Origin of the sequence: Bradyrhizobium lupini, assembly GCF_040939785.1 — a bacterium.
In the GTDB taxonomy this organism is placed as follows: Bacteria; Pseudomonadota; Alphaproteobacteria; order Rhizobiales; family Xanthobacteraceae; genus Bradyrhizobium; species Bradyrhizobium canariense_D.
Genome location: NZ_CP162553.1, coordinates 2,677,935 through 2,693,793 on the forward strand (window position 1 = coordinate 2,677,935; position 15,859 = coordinate 2,693,793).

At 59.6% G+C, this 15,859-nt stretch carries 12 protein-coding genes and 2 pseudogenes; 3 read left to right on the forward strand and 11 right to left on the reverse strand.

What is annotated here, in order from left to right; all coding sequences use genetic code 11:
• Positions 1–22: 22 nt before the first annotated feature.
• From AB3L03_RS12830 to AB3L03_RS12855, 6 genes are all read right to left on the reverse strand, one after another.
• Entirely contained in the window at positions 23–343 is a 321-nt protein-coding gene (locus AB3L03_RS12830; protein ID WP_085383567.1) for a ferredoxin family protein, read from the reverse strand.
• Positions 340–1,968: an FAD-dependent oxidoreductase gene (locus AB3L03_RS12835; protein ID WP_368508737.1), complete on the reverse strand. Its 1,629-nt coding sequence runs from the start codon at positions 1,966–1,968 to the stop codon at positions 340–342. The genes AB3L03_RS12830 and AB3L03_RS12835 overlap by 4 nt, the downstream gene beginning before the upstream one ends.
• A gap of 74 nt (positions 1,969–2,042) precedes the next feature.
• Positions 2,043–2,918 carry an ABC transporter permease gene (locus AB3L03_RS12840; protein WP_198957589.1) on the reverse strand — a complete coding sequence of 292 codons (876 nt, stop codon included), beginning with the start codon at positions 2,916–2,918 and terminating at the stop codon, positions 2,043–2,045.
• Positions 2,911–3,780: an ABC transporter ATP-binding protein gene (locus AB3L03_RS12845; protein ID WP_204513384.1), complete on the reverse strand. Its 870-nt coding sequence runs from the start codon at positions 3,778–3,780 to the stop codon at positions 2,911–2,913. The genes AB3L03_RS12840 and AB3L03_RS12845 overlap by 8 nt, the downstream gene beginning before the upstream one ends.
• Positions 3,777–4,814 (reverse strand): ABC transporter substrate-binding protein, encoded by a 1,038-nt coding sequence (locus AB3L03_RS12850; RefSeq protein ID WP_368508738.1) that lies wholly within the window; start codon positions 4,812–4,814, stop codon positions 3,777–3,779. Before AB3L03_RS12850 ends, AB3L03_RS12845 begins: the two co-directional genes overlap by 4 nt.
• Positions 4,815–4,860: 46 nt before the next feature.
• Positions 4,861–5,790 (reverse strand): TauD/TfdA dioxygenase family protein, encoded by a 930-nt coding sequence (locus AB3L03_RS12855; RefSeq protein ID WP_368508739.1) that lies wholly within the window; start codon positions 5,788–5,790, stop codon positions 4,861–4,863.
• Positions 5,791–6,349: 559 nt separating this feature from the next.
• Here AB3L03_RS12855 and AB3L03_RS12860 point away from each other — a divergent pair.
• The 3 genes and pseudogenes from AB3L03_RS12860 to AB3L03_RS12870 all read left to right on the forward strand — a co-directional run.
• The gene (locus AB3L03_RS12860) at positions 6,350–7,693 is read left to right on the forward strand and encodes an LLM class flavin-dependent oxidoreductase (RefSeq protein WP_368508740.1); all 1,344 of its coding nucleotides are present in this window, start codon (positions 6,350–6,352) and stop codon (positions 7,691–7,693) included.
• A gap of 181 nt (positions 7,694–7,874) precedes the next feature.
• A complete protein-coding gene (locus AB3L03_RS12865) occupies positions 7,875–8,198 on the forward strand; it encodes a hypothetical protein (RefSeq protein ID WP_368508741.1) in 324 nt (107 codons plus the stop codon).
• Between the two features lie 201 nt (positions 8,199–8,399).
• A pseudogene (locus AB3L03_RS12870) lies at positions 8,400–8,635 on the forward strand (IS110 family transposase); the annotation flags it as partial.
• A gap of 576 nt (positions 8,636–9,211) precedes the next feature.
• Here AB3L03_RS12870 and AB3L03_RS12875 read toward each other — a convergent pair.
• The 5 genes and pseudogenes from AB3L03_RS12875 to AB3L03_RS12895 all read right to left on the reverse strand — a co-directional run bounded on the left by AB3L03_RS12875 (position 9,212) and on the right by AB3L03_RS12895 (position 15,635).
• Positions 9,212–9,574, reverse strand: a complete 363-nt coding sequence (locus AB3L03_RS12875; RefSeq protein WP_368508742.1) for a PilZ domain-containing protein — start codon at positions 9,572–9,574, stop codon at positions 9,212–9,214.
• Positions 9,575–11,010: 1,436 nt separating this feature from the next.
• Positions 11,011–11,412 (reverse strand): hypothetical protein, encoded by a 402-nt coding sequence (locus AB3L03_RS12880; protein WP_368508743.1) that lies wholly within the window; start codon positions 11,410–11,412, stop codon positions 11,011–11,013.
• Between the two features lie 644 nt (positions 11,413–12,056).
• A pseudogene (locus tag AB3L03_RS12885) lies at positions 12,057–12,233 on the reverse strand (FCD domain-containing protein); the annotation flags it as partial.
• A 352-nt stretch (positions 12,234–12,585) separates the two neighbouring features.
• A complete protein-coding gene (gene dctA, locus AB3L03_RS12890) occupies positions 12,586–13,881 on the reverse strand; it encodes a C4-dicarboxylate transporter DctA (protein WP_368509046.1) in 1,296 nt (431 codons plus the stop codon).
• Positions 13,882–14,420: 539 nt separating this feature from the next.
• Complete coding sequence (locus tag AB3L03_RS12895; RefSeq protein WP_085383573.1) at positions 14,421–15,635, reverse strand: TlpA disulfide reductase family protein; 1,215 nt, start codon at positions 15,633–15,635, stop codon at positions 14,421–14,423.
• Positions 15,636–15,859: the final 224 nt, after the last annotated feature.

A 15,859-nucleotide genomic window follows, 5' to 3' on the forward strand; every position in this document is an offset into this window, starting at 1 on the left:
CGGCCTGTCCGAGCGCCGCCACTCACTGACCAAAGAGTAGATAGCTCTGGTCGATGCCGCGGCGATCCCGCGTGTCGTCGGTCCAACCGACAGCTCGGCGATAGCTGCCCATCACCGCCGTTCGCTTGAGCCCCGTGAGATCGACGGGCTGCTTCTCATCGGCGAAGGGGGAGACCCAAAGCGCATCCTCGGGACAATAAAGCTCGCAAAGGAAGCAGGTCTGGCAGTCGTCCTGACGGGCAATGACCGGAATTCCATCCGTCTTATCGAAGACGTTGGTCGGGCACACATTGACACAGATGTCACACGATGTGCACCGCTCAGCATCGATGACCTCGATCATTCCGCGGCCTCCGCATAGACAGCTTCAGCGTGTGGCCGAACCGAGGTCCAGACATCGTTGAGACCGCCTGTCGTCACGTAATGACGCTGCTGGATATCCTGGTCAGGAAAATCGTCGCGGCGGTGCATACCGCGAGTTTCCTGACGCGCCAGCGCGCTGCGGTACATCCACCTAGCCGTCGCCAGCATGGCCGCGCTTTCGCGAGCCCGCAACACATCGGCTCCGTTCGCCGCGTCCGCGTCCGAGACGCCGATCCATGCCGCGTCAAGACGCGCCAGTGCTCCATCCAAGCGTGCCCCATCGCGAAAGTAGTTCAGTTCATACGGAAAGACCTCGTCCTGAACCGCTCTTGCGAGCGCCGCGGGTTCGAACGGGCGCAGCGACCGGTTACGAAGAGCGACCGTGCCCGCAGATGACAGTTTTCGCCTGACGGTCGTACCAAGCTGCTTGGCGTAGTCGGCGGCGCCCTGCCCCGCCCAGCTTCCCGATGACATAGCCCAAGCCGCATTGTGGCTGCCGCCGCCGGTGAAACCGCCGCAGATCAACTCGCGCGTCGCGGCATCGCCGGCCGCATAGAGGCCCGGTACACTGGTCGCACAACTGTCGTCAACGATGCGGAGCCCGCCGGTGCCGCGGACGGTGCCCTCGTGCCTGAGCGTGACCGGAAAGCGAACGCTAAACGGGTCGACCCCGGTGCGATCGAACGGCAGGAAGAAGTTCGGCTGTGACGCACGCATCTGGCGCTGCACGTCATGATCAGCCTTGTCGAGCCGCGCATAGACCGCGCCCTCGAGCAACGCTCGGGCAATAGCCGAGCGCCCACCCTTCGAGGCCGCGCCGGGGACAACGCTGCCATCTTCATAGGTAAAGGTTGCCCAACCGTAGAACAGGGTCTTGGTTACCGAACCGAAGGCCGGGGAAATTGCATATGGATTAGAGAACTCCATGCTGCTGAATTCAGCGCCAGTTTCCGCAGCCATAAGATATCCATCGCCGGTCAGAACATTCGATCCGAGGGTTTTGCTCAGGAACGCGCAGCCGCCTGTTGCAATCACGACCGCCTTGGCCCGCACCGTCCAGCGATCATGCTTCTGCCGGCGCAGGCCGCTGGCACCAGCAACGGCGCCATTGTCGTCCACGAGCAGTTCGAGCGCAGGACTATGATCTAGAATGGTGACGCCAGCCTGCTTGGTCCTCTTGCGCATCAGGCGCATATATTCTGGACCCTGCAGCGAGGTGCGCTGCGACTTACCCTCGTTATTGCTGGGATAAGGATAGCCCCAATCGGCGAGCCGGTTGCTCTGCTGGTAGGTCTGATCGAGGACGCGTGCCATCCAACGGCGGTCTTGGAGCTGCCCGCCCAGCTTCTCGCGCTTGGCCATCGCCACCTCGCGAAACGCAGGATCCGGGTCGACGTACCACACGCCTGTGCCGGCAGCAGCTGTAGCCCCGGACGTGCCACAAAAACCCTTGTCTGCCAGCACAACGCGCGCCCCGCGTTCCGCCGCACTCACCGCGGCCCAAGTGCCCGCAGGTCCGCCGCCGAGGACCAGCACGTCGGCATCGAACTCAACCGACTCCGGCGGGGCGGACACGCGCTCGGCACGATGGCGTTGGCTTGTCATCGTACACTCCTTTAAGCGGAACAATCTCAATCGTGCGCTGCGTCGGCTAGATCATCACATGTGGAGCTGACGGATTACGCCGTCACTGGCGCCTTCCAGCGCATGAAGCGCCGCTCCAGCGCTTCGAGAACGGCATTGGACGCCAGCCCGATGACGGTGATCCCGAGAATGCCGAAATACATCTGCGGGATCAGGAAGCTGTATTGGCTATTGATGATGAGATAGCCGAGGCCGGCCTTCGCGCCGACCATTTCGGACGCCACCAGCACCAGCATGGCCGACGCGCTGGCGAGGCGTATCCCGACAAAGATGGTGGGAAGCGCTGCCGGCAGGATCACCTTGCGGAACAGCTGCTGCGGAGTCGCCCCCATGGTCCGCGCCGACTTGATCAGCAACGGATCGACCTGCTTCACCGCGGCAACGGTGTTGAGCAGCAGCGGCCACGCGCAGCTATAGACCACCATCGTGATCTTCGACGTTTCGCCGATGCCGAGCAGCAGGATGAAGACCGGCAGCAGCGCGAGCGGCGCGGTATTCCGGCAGATCTCGATGAACTGATTGACGAGATCACCGAGCCGGGCATACCAACCGACGGCCACGCCGAGCGGGACGATCAACGCGACCGAAATTAGAAATCCGCTCAGGGCGCGCAACAGGCTGGCGGAGACGTCATCGTAGAGCTCGCCGGTTTGCGCAAGCTGCCAGCCCGCAGCGATAACCTCCGAGAAGGGGGGCAGGAACACGGCATCGATCAGCCCGATTCTCGGAGCTGCCTCCCAGACCGCCAGCAGGGCAATCAACAGCAACGAGCGGTGCCCGAAGGCAGCCAGCCCGCGGGCCGCGGCGCGGATCCGGTCCGCCACGGGCGATGCCGGTCTTTCCATGCTGGTGAGCGGCTCTCGGCGCCCATGGGCAACCTCCAGCAATGTCAACATTTCGAGACTAGACATGGGCAACCTCTTTCACTTTGCGGGCGGCGGCACGCTGCGTGTCAATGGCGCTGGCCAATTGTCCCTGCTGTGCTTTCAACACTTCCTCGCGCAAAAGACTCCAGACGTCGTGACGCACGCGGCCGAACTCGGATAGCGAGCGTACGTCGCCATCTTCACTGCGCAGCACATCTGGAATGTCGAATACCTGCTTGATCCGGCCCGGGCGCGACGTCATCATGGCCACCCGCTGGCCGAGCACGATCGCCTCGTCGATGCCATGGGTGATGAAGACGATGGTTTTTCCGGTGGCACGCCAGATCCGGAGCAATTCTCCTTGCAGCGTCTCGCGGGTCTGAGCATCGAGTGCGGCGAACGGCTCGTCCATCAGCAGCACCTCCGGATCGTAGGCGAGACTCCGCGCGATCGCGACGCGCTGCTTCATGCCACCGGAGAGCTCGTGCGGGTAGCGGTCGGCAAAGCCGGACAGGCCGACCAGGTCAAGGAAATGCCGGGCGATGTCGCGGCGCTGCTTGGGCTTGAGCCCTGCGATATCGAGCCCGAACTCGACATTCTCAATGGCGGAACGCCAAGGAAACAGCGCATACTGCTGGAACACGATTCCGCGGTCGCGACCTGGTCCGGCAATCGGCCGCCCATCGAGCAGAATCCGGCCGCTACTGGGCAGCGTGAGACCGCCCAGCAGATCGAGCAAGGTGGACTTTCCGCAGCCGCTGGGGCCGACAAGAGCCAGGAACTCGCCGGAGCGAACATCGAGCGTGATGTCCTCAAGCGCGGCAAAGTGCTTTCTTTGCTCGCCCCCTTCGCCACGCAGGAAAAACTCCTTACGGACTTGCTCGATACGGATTTTGACCGAGGTCATCGGGCCTCCGCCGTCTTACCGGGACGAAAGTAGTTGAACTGGTTAGTGTAAGTGTCGGAGGCCTTGACCTGCCCCGGTTTGAACAGGCCGTCCTTCTCCAGCCAGTCGATCCAGACCTGGATTTCGGCATCCGAGATCACGCCGCCCTTGGAGGCGACGCCCGTACTCTTCCAGTACTTGATCGAGGAGGCATCCTCATTGCGCTTGCGCTCCGCGATGATCTTGTCGAACCGGGCCCTCACCTCTTCCGGAGCTGTGGTCTGGGCCCATTCGATCGCCTGCGAAATCCCTTCCACCAGCTTGCGCGAGGCATTGGGATTGTCCTTGATGAATTTGTCTCGCAGCACGTAGGCACCACCGGTGAACTGGCCGAACAGATCGGTGTCATTGAAAAGCGAGCGGATGCCCCCACGATCGAGGGCCTTGTCGCGCAAGACCCCGCTGAGCGCGCTCACCTCGACCTGACCCTGGCGCAACGCTTGCTCGCCGCTCACCGGTGGGATCGCCACCAGCGTGACCTGCTTGGCCTCGCTCGGGCTGAGGCCGGACCTAGCCAGGTACTCGCGCAATACGAACTCCAGATGTGCGCCCAGCGTGTTGACCGCCACCTTCTTGCCGATCAGGTCACGCGCGGTCTTGATCGGACTGTCGTCCTTCACGAAGTAGCCATAATAGGTATTGGCATCGGAGCCGTAATAGCCGACGACCGCCTTGATCGGGGCTTTCGCCGCGATCAGCTTGAGGATCGCACCATAGAACGCGCCGCCGATGTCGATGTCACCGGTGACCACGGTCTGAATATCCTGCGGTCCGCTGATCGTATTGCCGACCCATTTCAGTTTCAGCGGCGCGAGATAGCCGAGGTCCTCGGCCAGCTCGGTAAAGGTCACCTGTCCCGCCCAACCCTGGTAACGGATCTCGGTCTTCTCGAGCGGCGGCTCGGCGAACGCCGGGGCCGTAAGGCCGAGCGCCACGGCCCCGGCCAAAAGAACTCGCGCGGCCGAGCGCACGGTGTGCCGCGGCGCGTGGAGCATTCGACTTATCGCGTTCATTTCATGGTTTTCCTGGAGTGGGCTTGAATCAAGCGGCTTTTGCGGCCTGAGGTTTGGATGCCTTGACGCGGGTCACGCTGGACCGGCCGTCCACGCTCAGCGGCACCTCGCCATCGATCGTGGCGCGACGGACGATGCGGTGCTGATCGCCGTAGTCGTTGACCGCGTAATGCTGTGTGGCGCGATTGTCCCAGATCGCCACGTCGCCGGTCTTCCAGCTCCAACGCAGGGTGTTTTCCGGCGCCGTAATGTGCGATTGGAACAGCTCGAACAGCTTCTGGCCGTCATACTTCGGCAGCCCAACGAAACGCTGGACGAAATTGCCGAGCACGAGGGTCCGTTCGCCGGTCTCGGGATGGACACGCACCACCGGATGCTCGGTTTCGTAGCTCGTTCCGGTGAACACCTCGTCGAAGTGTTTCCTATCCGCTTCAGTTGCTTGCGTCTTCACGGCGTAGTCGTAGGCATTGCTGTGAACCGCCCACAGCTCGTCGGCGAGCTTGCGCAGCGGTGCCGGCAGCTCGAGATAGGCTGCCGCCGTGTTCGACCACACCGTGTCGCCGCCATAGGGCGGGATCACCACCCCGCGCAGCACCGAGATCTTCGGATAGGCATCGACGAATGTGACATCGGTATGCCATTGGTCCGCGCGGCCACCGCCTCGACCGGAATCCAGCTCCAGGATCGACGACGTCCCCTTGATCGCCCCGACCGTCGGATGGGGAACCAGCTTGCCAAGCCGGATGGCAAAGCGCTCCTGCTCGGCATCGTCGAGATGTTCCTGGTTACGAAAGAAGATGACCTTATGCTCGAGCAGCACCTGGTTGATGGCACGGACGGTCTCGTCGCCGAGATCGCCCGATAGCTTGATGTTGCTGATCTCGGCGCCGAGCCGCGCCGCACGCTTGACGATGTCCGCGCGCGGAATGACATTGTCGATGCTTGTCGTGTTGCTCATGATCGTTTCTCGCCATGCGATCCCAAGGCAAAGCTCCGCCGAACGCCGGTCGCAAGAGCGACGGCGGAGATAAATCAGGTCATTTCAGGCTGCGGGCCCTATTCGGCCGCAACATGCTCCCGCACACGGCCGGAGCCGCAACATCGATCGCCGGGATCAAATTGGAGCATGACGGACCCTCGTGTTGAGGCTCTGAATGGTACGGGTGATCGGCCGCCAGTCAATGAAACGAAATCAGCTTTGTTTTTGGCGATAGGCAACGAACGCTTTGCCATCGATGCTCACGCCGAAAGATTTGCAATGATGACGCCTCGTCGGATCGAAAGAGGGATGCAATCTTCACCGAGGCAACGCACCATTGCTCGGTATGAGTGATGAAGTCGCTGCAGCTAGCACCCTTTCTGGTGCTGGCGCTTGCCCTGATCTCCGCTTAGCGCTCCGCTCGCAAGATTCATGCTTGCATCCGACTCAACAATGCAAATTCATTTCATCGACATCAAACCGGGTGCAGACGTAGAGTTTCGCTTCCTACAGCTCCCAATGGATGCGGATCTCAGACATGAGCGGACGACGGCAACTTTCTCTCAACTTCTTCATATATCCTGACGGCCATCACGAGGCCGCTTGGCGTCACAGAGATTCAGCATCCGACCGTATTCTCGACGTCACCTACTATCAGGAGCTGGCGCGGCGCGCCGAGGCGCACAAGTTCGACGCGGTCTTCTTTGCCGATGGCCCGGCGCTGGCGGACAATGTCCGTTATGCCCAGCGGTTTCGGCTCGAGCCGATCACCCTGCTCACGGCGATCGCATCGGCTACCAGTCGGATCGGCTTGATCGCGACGGCGTCGACGACCTACACCGAGCCGTACAACCTGGCGCGACTGTTCGCCTCCCTGGATCATATCAGTGGTGGCCGCGCGGGTTGGAACATCGTGACCACGAGTTCGCCGCAGGCCGCGCAGAACTTTGGTCTACCCGAGCATCCTCCGCATCACGAACGCTACGAGCGGGCGCGGGAGTATCTCGACGTGATCACACGGCTTTGGGACAGCTGGGAGGACGACGCGCTTGTCAACGATCCCATCTCGGGTATTTTCGCCGACACCGGCAAGATCCACGCGATCAATCACGTCGGAAAGCATTTTCGTGTACGTGGGCCGCTGAACATCTCAAGGACGCCTCAGGGACGGCCGGTCTATGTCCAAGCAGGGTCGTCCGACGATGGACGGGCCTTTGCAGCACGTTTCGCCGAGGCGATCTTCACCGCGCATCAGACACTGGCGAGTGCCCAGGAATTCTACGCCGACATCAAGCGCCAGGCTCGCGCCTTCGATCGCAGCCCGGATCAGATCAAGATCCTGCCCGGCATCAGTCCTTTCATCGGCAGCACGCAGCTCGAGGCCGACCGGCTGCAGGAAGAATTCAATGACCTGATCCAGCCAGAGTATTCGCTGAGCCAGCTGCGTCAGATGCTCGGGCTCGACCTTTCAGGCTTTAACCTCGACGATCCCTTTCCCCGTCATTTGATCGATACTGGCAGCGCGCACGGCGTGGCCAGCCGCTTCAAGCTGGTGGTCGATATCGTGGATCGCGAGAAACCGACCCTTCGTCGACTCGTGCAACGACTAGCGGGGGCGCGCGGCCATTGGGTGATCGCTGGTCCGCCGGAAAAGATCGCCGACAACATCCAGACATGGTTCGAGAACGGCGCGGCCGATGGTTTCAACGTCATGCCGCCTTGGCTACCCGGCGGATTCGACATCTTCGCCGAGCAGGTCGTGCCGATCCTGCGCAGGCGCGGTCTGTTCCGGCACGACTACGCGGGCAAAACGCTGCGCGATCACTACGGCTTGGATCGGCCAGCAAGCGTTTTCTCGAATTCCATTCAGGCGATCGCGTAGCTTGCCGGACCTTTTCTCATGTCCTTCAGCGCCGGCTTTCTCGAATTCTCAGGTCGATTGTAGCGGATCGACCTGACGCCTTCGCGGGATTTAAGCTCGCAGCGACCTTTCGAAACCGCAGCCTCATAAATCGGTTTCTGACGCCACAACGGAGTCGATCTTCATTCTTCGAGACGCGAATTTGCGAACACCTTCCAACGCGCATTTCCAGCCGAAGCAGGTTCTCCTGATTGCGGCCACCCTTGCGGCCCTTGTCAAGCTTGTTCTTGTCGATCGCCTGCGGGATCCGAACCGCGGTGTAGTACGCCAATTCACCCCCTTTCGCGTCCGCCGCGATAGTGAGAATGATGGCATTCGGGAAAAGAACGTCGCTCTCGGCCCAGCGACAGCCTTTAAGTGGGCCCTGATCTCCGGTTCCAGTGATCCTTCGATGTGGCAGCCGGCCGAATGCTTGATGCGGGCAATATTCCACCGAGAAGGGATGATGATGGCGGCCAGCAATTAGCCTGCAAAACTTGCAGGCCGATTAACACTCTCCGGACCTGTCGCAGCCCATGAGCACGTGAAAGCATGTCCTCCCAAGTCATGAAAACACGCGATCGGCAGCGCGAACCCGCCGCGGGCGCCCGCCTACCGAATGCGACGGAACGGGCCACCGAGGGTCGTTGGGGTAAACCGCTGATCGTTCGCGATGGCGCGACACGACGGAAAGACATCTCGATGGGGCGACCGGCTTCTCCGAACTTACTTGTTCGAGGCCGCCACTGTCCTTCTTTATCGAACCAAAAAGTGGTCTCCCTAAAGGCCTGGGGCATGAAGCTCGCCAAGCGGATCGGCATGAAGAAGGCAAAGGTCGCCATCGCCCGAAACATCGCCGTGATTCTCCACTGCATCTGGGTCGATGGCACGTCGTTCGACTGGGGCCAGCCGAAGCCAATCTGATATTTGCTCGCAAGTTCCTGGTCCGGTCCGCCGGACTGGCGATGTCCCGCTGGAACGGTGGTCGTGGTGACCTCGGTCAATCGGCTGGTGGCGGTTCGCCCGCACTCCGCTGCAAACGTTGAGGCGCCCGATCCGGACATCATCATGAGGTGCTCGCGACCTCGGAAAGGACCATGACCCCAACTACGACATCAACCCAACCCGACGAAGCCGCCAACGACGTCGATTGCCAAGCCCTCTAGGCAATCGTCTCGCCATCCGCGATCGCTCCGTCTCCGCAACCTGACCAGCTCCGACGGAGCAATCGCTACCGGCGTGTCACTGGAGAGAGGAAGAGCTTGACAACAAACCGCAATTAAAGGGCCGATTGACCCTCTCCGGACCTGTCGCAGCGCATGAGCACGTGAAAGGAAAGCATGTCCTCCACAAGGCATGAAAATACGGGATCGGCAGCGCGAACCCGCCGCGGCCGCCCGCCTAGCCAATGCGAGGACGCAACCGGCCACCGAGCCTCGTTGGGGTAAACCCGCTGATCGTTCGCGATGGCGCGACACGTCGGAATAGTGATTCCTTCGCTTAGTCTGACCCTGGCGTTGGAAACGTCGCCCGGAGTGCCGGGCGCCCCCCAACAGTCCACCTTGTCACAAACCGCAGCGCGACTTCCTGCCCGTTCAGTCGAACCAGTTCGCAACGCCGGAATGCCAGCCCCGTCGTGGACAGCAATAGGAAACACCGACGCGATTGCAGGACATCCGTCGGTCCACTTATTCGCAGTCTCGCGCCAGTTTCAGAAACATCGATGAATACGCAATCGCGCCACCATGTTCCATCAGCCCCCAAGAGAGTGGCTCTGTGCTGATGTTCAAATTGAACACGCCTCGCCTTCCGCTTATCCCAGTTCATAGGCTCACGCTGTTCAATAACAGCTTCAATAGTCATTTAAAGAATTAGACCGAGATACGTCGGCTCAGAGCGAGGGCTTCGACAGAGACACAGTCCGTCAGCAGCGGGTAACCAGCTTGAGACAGCGCCGAGAAGATCGGCTTTTAGCTGAATGCAGAGAGATCGAGTTGAGCAGAGTGATCCTCACTGCGGTGAAGGCAAATTACATAACCGCCTCGAACTTGAGAGCGCTAATTGCTGCCAAGTACGCTGGCTGAACCGAGATTGTCCTTCAAATTGACCGCATAATTACTGCTGTTTCCGCGCCAGAGCGCAATTTGTCAGCGGATTTGCCGAACCGCCCGCCGTTTTGCGGCGGCAACAAAGGATTTCGCGTCTGAGACAGAGAGCGAGAGACCGCCGCCGCGACCGACGGGGCAGCCGCTCGACGGATGGGTCCTGACGGCTCCGCCTGCTAGAGTGGCCTCGCAAGGCTGCTTCACACTCACGATCGGGGCCACGCGTGCGGCCGATTAGAAGCCTTTGACCGAAAGTGAACTCTCGATTCTTTGTGAACTGCTTCACAGGTTCGTCACCGTCGGCCTGTTCGCCTTACTTCAGTGGGAGCTCTCAAGGGCGCGGTTGAACAACCGCCGCCACGGCCCTTGGTTTCGTCAGGTGGCGCCGGCTTGAGTGACTACATCGCAGTCGGCGAGACCGCTAATCCGGCTAGGCATGCGGAAGCAGCGGAGCTTCGACGTCATGAAAAAGGCCAGTGTGAGTTGCCGATGATGGAAACTGAGCAGTCGGCTCGAACGCAAGCTTGTCAAAACAACATCCAACGATACCGCCGGTAATTGCGAACCCGCCTGACCGAATTTGAGCGCTCGTTTATCGAGAAGCGTTTGAGAAGAGCTGTCGCAGCTAGCGAGACTGGCCAGCGCCGATTCTACTGAGCTCGAAACACGCCGCTCGGCCTGCTCGGATATTTCGTAGGCAAGTTTTCATTGCTGGTTCAATGCAGGTCAGCTGGTACTCATTTTTGCAAGCGCCGCGCCGATGAATCGATTGGTGAGTTCTTCTGGCCTTTTCCAGAGCGGTTGTTTGAATTTTTGCTGGCTTTTCGTGAACGTGGGCTCCAGAATCTTGGGGGAAGGCTCTGCGTGAATGCAGAACGCAGCAGAGCCCGCGTACGTGAGCGAACAGCCACGTTGTAACATCCGGTATCCAAATTCAAGTAACCATTTACGGTGTAGGTCAAGGTCTATGCAGTGGGAAAGGCGGAATCAAAGAAATGGGTTAGCGGCCAAGCGGTTGTGAAAGCCTCGTCAGCCCCCCCAACAAAAACCGCGCGCTGCTCGCTGCGATTGGCTTTCGGACGACGCTGAGCTCGCACCACCGAAGCGCATTCCAAGTCGTTGCGGAAACTGCGGGCCGCTCCATTGTACCCCAAAGCAGCGTGTAAAGCGCACGTTGCGGACCGACAGGAGCTGCTACGCGGCCTTGCTTTGGCCACCCTCGACCACGGTAAACCGGGCGCGCCGATCCGCCGGTGACGCCGGTTGCTCGCTCTGCCCGCCAACTTCCTCTACGTCTGATAGTGATGGATCTACTCGGACGGAGTCCGGCGCGGTCGCTTCCCCCATACCCCGTACCGTGGCTCTGGCGCTCTCTTCCATCATCTCAAGCGCAATCGCACCCCTCGCGGTCAACCGCCAGCCGAACGAATATCGCTGCACGAAACCGAGCGAGAAGATGTCCAGCGAAGGAAACGCGGCACCAAGGCGCTTGCTATACTCCGTCCAATCCGAGCCGCAGGTCGCGAGAAATGCGAGGTCGCGCTTAATGTCCGGAAGCCTAGCCAACTCGTTCGGGCAGCTGGCAAGCACCTTCATTATGGACGCTTGGAAATTCACAACCGCAACCCACACCAAAATAGCAAGGCCATTCTGTCAGCGATGCACTGCCCAAAGCAACCACTTCCAAGTCGCTGTGCGGTTGATCCGGCTGTTTTTTAGCCCTCGGGTCTGGGTTTGCCCTGAATTCCCGGCGCCCGAAGGTCGAAGAGCGGTTTCTTCCATTCTCGTGAGCACGCGTCCCAAGGATAACGATTCCTCAGGTTCAACAGGCCGACCGCTGGTCAAGCGTCGCATCGTGCCCAATGGCGATCGCACTCCGAATGGTGGACTATCGATCCCGTTTTCGATTTGTTGATCAGGCGTTCAGCCGGATCGGCGCACGCTCTTCGGTGAATGCCGCGGCTCCGTTTGCGGCGTCCTCGATAAGATCAGGGTTCGCAGCAGCTCATCATTTGATGACCGGCGTTGCTCGCGCGCCGCCTCCGCAGCTGTCCTTGAATCCCTCCGCAGGCCGCGTCCGCCCCAAGCTCGGCGTCTTGGAGAGTTGGGTGGGCTCGAACCACCGGCCTCCTATTCAAGAGAGAGAGAGAGGGCGCTCCAATTCCTCTTTGGCGATCCAAACTAAGTTCCTAATGAGCTCTTTGTTGGCCGCAAAATGCTCCAGCTCATGCCGTAACTTGTCAAATGTTCTCAGGCGCATCGCCGCTGTACTGTTTACCAAAGCGATCATCAATATAGCGCCTGAGTGCCGCAGCCGCGTTCAGCATATGGGCGCGCATCCGCCGCGCTGCCGTATCGCCGTCACCCTCCGCAATCACTTGCATGATGGCCTCATGCTCGTCTCGGGAACGGCGAATGCCCGATGTCGCAGTTGGTAAACTGATGGACTGTGACCTTCGCAACAGGGTTCTCCCGCTGCCTGATCCTCGGGTTTTAGTCCACGATGAGCTCGCCATGCATGACCATCACCCGATCGGGCGATCCTGGCTACTACGCCTAGATCATGCGTGATCTAAATGATGCTCATAAGGGAACGGTCGAGCCGGCTCACTTTCGAAGTCGAAAGCTTAAGGGGAACCATTGGTCTGTTTAGCCCTTTCGAATAAAACAAATGTCTCCACCGGATGATCGCCTGCTACCAGTCAGGATTGAACGGGACGGCTTTGTTGGCCCGCGGCATTCGTCAGCGATCTAGGCTGAGCTCGCACATTATTTTAACTGCGCGTGTAGCGAAACATTATCGAGTTCGCCTTCCCACCAGGACACAAACACCGCGGCAATACCGTTTCCGATGATGTTGGTAAGTGCACGCACCTCGCTCATGAACTTATCGATCGAGAATACGATCGCAATGCCTGGGACAAGTTCAGGACTGACCACAGTCAAGGTCGCAGCCAGGGTGACAAAGCCGGCACCGGTAACACCGCTTGCGCCTTTCGAGGTGAGCATCGCCACAATGAGTATCGTGAGCTGCTGGCCGAAATTGAGATCGACCCCGAGCGCTTGCGCGATGAACAAGGTCGCCAACGTCATGTAAATGTTCGTCCCATCTAAATTGAAAGAGTATCCTGTCGGCACCACTAGGCCGACGACCGCCTTCGAACAGCCGAGCCGTTCCAGTTTTTCCATCAACTGCGGCAGCGCGCTTTCGGACGAGGATGTTCCGAGCACGATCAGCAGCTCATCCTTAATATACCCGATGAACTTTAGAATAGAAAAGCCTACCAAGCGCGCGATCAGGCCAAGCACAATGATCACGAAGAGCCCGGCTGTCACATAAAACAGGGCGACCAATCCGAGGAGTTTACCGAGCGCGGACGGTCCGAATTCGCCGATAGTGTAGGCCATGGCGCCGAACGCCCCGATTGGCGCTGCCTTCATTACGATCCTAATGACTCCAAACACCGCTTGCGCAGCATCGTCAACCAGACCGCGCATCCGCTCACCCCGCTCCCCAAGCGCCATCAGCGAGAACCCGAATAGGATGGCAAACAGTAGCACCTGGAGCACGTCACCTCGGGCCAGGGCGCCAACTACACTATCCGGAATGATATTGAGGAGGAACTCGACCGTCTTCTGCGCTTCCGCCGTCTTGACGTAGTTGGCTACGGCCGCGGCATCCCCCTTGGGAGCGAGCCCATGACCGACCTGAGCGAGATTGCCCATCACAAGACCCAGAATGAGCGCGAAGGTTGATACGATCTCGAAGTAAAGTAGCGCTTTGACGCCGACTCGGCCGACCTTTCGTGCATCCTGAACATGCGAAATTCCGGAGACAACAGTGCAGAAGATGATCGGCGCGATCACCATCTTGATCAGCTTGATGAACCCATCACCAAGCGCTTTGACCCAGCTACTCGTCCCCACAGCGGGCCATAGCCAGCCAACGAGAATGCCAATCAGGATCGCTATGAGTACCTGGACGTAAAGCACTTTGTACCAGGGCCCAGATTTCCGGAACAGGGCGGCAGCTTTGGCAGAGCGGCGCTGGCGCTGATTGTACATCATGCTCGACCCGGCGCCGTGCTCGCAAAGAGGCTCATTGAAGGTACAGCTTCGCTCAGTGTTCCTTCACCGGCGGGCGCAGGGGAATCTGACGGCTCCGAACAGCACAGTCCAGAGCCACGGACTGGCGCCTCTCCCGAATCGGCTTGCCGTCCAAGCGGAACGAAGTTCTGAACCGCTTCCGACAGCAGCGATAGAAAGTTGAGAAAGCTTCCTTGAGAGCTGGAAAGCATCAGCGTCACCACCCATTTCTATCTTTTTGGTTGTTCGAAGATGCCATCCAGCATCTTCTAGGACGCCAATCTTAGCAGCCGGCGACCACTCTTCACTTCAGCAGGCACTCCCGCCGCTATCGCGTCGGAGCGCGACCAACCTTGAGGAAACATTCGCCATAAAGAAGTTATGGTGGTGCGGCCTCGCCTGCGTTCACCGGCTCGTGCCAACTGTCCGCACTTCATGTGAATGCCCGACATTCCCAAGAGGCTTCGATTTCGATCGCAAAACCACGAGGCTGAAAAAGAAATGCCAAGCAGCATTGCTCACGCTGCCTCCCTTGGCGATCTCGGTTCCGGTTTTTCGAGAGCCGTGTTTTGCGGGGCTGAACAGCACTCCTCGTAAGAGAGCTTCTCACTCCTGTAGCTCGCCAAAGCCTGGAGAGAGCACTGCACGACGTCCCGTTTCGCTAGATCCGAGGCAGGCGCTGCATCCAGCCACTTCAGCGCCACCTCGACCAATTCGATCGCGCGGTCCCTCTTACCGGTCTCGTAATAGTACTGAGCGACCGCCCCGTACGACAGGAACTTCGCGCCGTCGCTGCCTCGGGGTGGATTCGCCGCCAGGATGTGTTCGGAGAGCTCCTTGCCCATGGCAAAGCGCTCCGCATGTGGAAAATCGGAGTAGTCTTTCGCGGGGTCGAACAGTTGGCGGATCGCGACGCTCATCCAAACCGCGGACTTCTTCTCGATCGCGTCGCGAACTAATTGGCGCAACACCGGCAGGCCAGCCCCCAGGTTGCGTATCTTGTGAAGCAACAATTCCGCGTGAAGCCCACGGAAGGTGACCTCGTCCCGCATCGCCGCGAGGGCCTCCTCGATAGCTGAAAGGGCTGCCGGCCAATCCTTTCTCTTCATGGCGGGCTCAAGTCTGGCAAAGATCGGCTCCACCAGAGCTCTCTTCTGCGATAGTTCACGCTTTCTGCGTCGGCCCGTGTTTATCCTTTCCGCATCCAGCGCTTTGGCCTCATCGCTCGTTGCCCAGGATCCGTTCAGAACTTTTGGCAAGGCATGATCGAGCTGCGTCGGATGGCCAATAAAGGCGATGTGGCCGTCATGGTCAACGACGAATGACGTGGGAATCCCGACAGAAAAGCTTGGGTCCAGCCAAAGCTTGTTCATTTCGCCGGCGTAGTCGAATGCGATCGCGTAGTTCAGATTTGACAAGCTTTTTGTCAACCAGGCGTCCAAGCTGGCTCGCGCTTCATTTTCCGTCGAAGCTTGTTCGTGAGCCGCGATGCCCACCACCTCAACTCCGTTGTTCGTGTATTTGTCTTGCAGGACCACCAGATTTGGCATCGAGGCGATACATGGTCCGCACCACGTCGGCCAAAATTCGAGGATATATACCTTCCCACGTTCGAACTTTCTAACGGGCTGGCCGCGTGGCCAGTTCTCCACTTTGATCGAGGGGGCCCGCGAACCGACGCTCAGCAGGTTCGCCGCACCGACTTGACTTGCGCTCTCAGTCAGACTGGTCATTGCTCAAATTCGCTTTACCTGGGCTCTGCGGAGAAAATAGCAAGTCGCATGCCAGCCAGCGCTCATTGAAATTACGCATTTTTTGTATCATTCCTGTCGAGCTTGCGACGCATGTCGCATATCCGACCAGCTGCTTGGAGCTTCTCAGGCAATCAGTCGGTCGGAGGTTCTTGACGCGCCTGTTGACCGACGAGGCGGGAAGTCAGGCAGCGCAAGGTCGAGTT